Annotated in this window: 1 protein-coding gene; it reads right to left on the bottom strand. The window is 52.1% G+C overall.

Annotated elements, in window-relative coordinates:
- A partial coding sequence (locus tag R7035_RS25600; RefSeq protein WP_318146366.1) for an FAD-dependent 2-octaprenylphenol hydroxylase occupies positions 1-1,173 on the bottom strand: 1,173 nt, incomplete at its 3' end.
- Position 1,174: the final 1 nt, after the last annotated feature.

Here is a 1,174-nt window from a genome sequence, read left to right as displayed (position 1 = left end):
AGCCAGTTCTGGTAGGTGCCCCTTCAAACCCAGTGCACGCTTCATGATCTCATCTTTAGCACCCGGTAATTGTCCCGCTAAACTCAAGCCAATACCGCGAACCAGTTTTTTCGCTGGATGGCCACCAGAGAATAAATCACGGAAACCTTGCATCGCCGCAATCATCTTCGCCGCTTCAGCCTTACGCCAACGCTCATAGCCACGCAGATTGCGTTTACTACCAATGTCTTGCCCTTGTTTCCAAAGAGTCAGTACTTCTTGCGCCAGACTGGCTGCATCCAATAAGCCGAGATTCACGCCTTGGCCTGCTAATGGGTGGATGGTATGAGCCGCATCGCCAACCAGTGCAACACGCTCAACTACAAAGTCTCGGGCATAACGCATTTTTAGCGGAAACGCCGCTCGCTCTCCCACCACTTCACACACGCCTAAACGAGCATCGAATTCGCTGGTTAGCGTTTTGTTGAACGCTTCATCACTCATGGCCAGCAATTCTTCCGCTCGGTTTGGCGCTGTAGACCAGACGATAGAACACATGTTTGGTTGAGACATCGGCAAGAATGCCAAAGGCCCGTGAGGTGTAAAAATCTGACGCGCGATGCTGTGGTGCGGATCCGCTGTTTTCACATTAGCAACCAACGCATGGTGACCGTAGTCCCAATGCGTCAAAGGAATATCCATCTGGTTACGCAGCCACGAATTCGCGCCATCTGCGCCCACCACCAGCTTCGCTGTCATCGCTTGGCCGTTATCGAGCGTTAACCAACTCTCTTGTTCACCGACCGCGAGTGTCGCACAGCGCGCTGGCATGAATAGCGTCACATTCTCTAGCTTTTGCACTTGTTCCAACAACGCTAACTGAATCACGCGATTTTCAACGATGTGACCCAAATCAGGTTGCGCCATACTTTGTGCATCAAACTCTATTTTTGCGAAGCTGTCTTGCTCCCACACTTCCATCCCGTAGTAAGGTGCAGCACGGCGTTGCTCAATACCCTGCCAAGCTCCTAGCTTACGTAAAATGGTTTCACTTGAGCGGCTCAGTGCAGAAACTCGCACATCAGGCAGTTCATTCAACGTTTCATCTGGCACGTTACCTTCGATCACGGCGATACGCAGGTCACTGTCTTTGAATGCGGCGGCAAGCGCCAACCCAACCATCCCTCCGCCGATG

This window comes from Vibrio sp. 1731, assembly GCF_033339955.1.
GTDB lineage: Bacteria > Pseudomonadota > Gammaproteobacteria > Enterobacterales > Vibrionaceae > Vibrio > Vibrio alginolyticus.
The sequence above is the reverse complement of the archived record's forward strand: the minus strand, read 5'-3'. Positions and strand labels throughout refer to the sequence as shown.